This window comes from Shewanella electrica (assembly GCF_022321485.1).
GTDB lineage: Bacteria > Pseudomonadota > Gammaproteobacteria > Enterobacterales > Shewanellaceae > Shewanella > Shewanella electrica.
The window spans coordinates 1-284 of sequence record NZ_JAKOGG010000152.1 but is presented as its reverse complement, the minus strand read 5'-3'; the positions used below and the strand labels follow the sequence as shown (position 1 = coordinate 284).

Sequence of the window (284 nt, the reverse complement as noted above, 5' to 3'; positions counted from 1 at the left end):
GCCCCGAAAAACATCAGGATCGAGCAGACCAGCCCCATCGCCACCGAGACGTACATCCCCGAGTGGTACAAGCGGCGTGAGACCCCGTACTGGTTAATCCCGTTGTAGTGGGCCACCATCTTGGAAATCGCCGAGGGGATCCCGGCCGTTGCGACCATCAAAAAGAGGCTGTAGATGTTATACCCCTTAGCAAAGAGGGCGTTGGCCTGGTTGGAATAGGCCCCCATCCAAGTCACCCACGGGATGATGTAGATGGCACCCAAAATCCGGGAGAGGATCGAGCC

At 57.7% G+C, this 284-nt stretch carries 1 pseudogene; it reads right to left on the bottom strand.

Annotated features, from left to right (window positions below):
* Window positions 1-284: pseudogene (locus L9G74_RS20205) on the bottom strand (hypothetical protein); the annotation flags it as partial.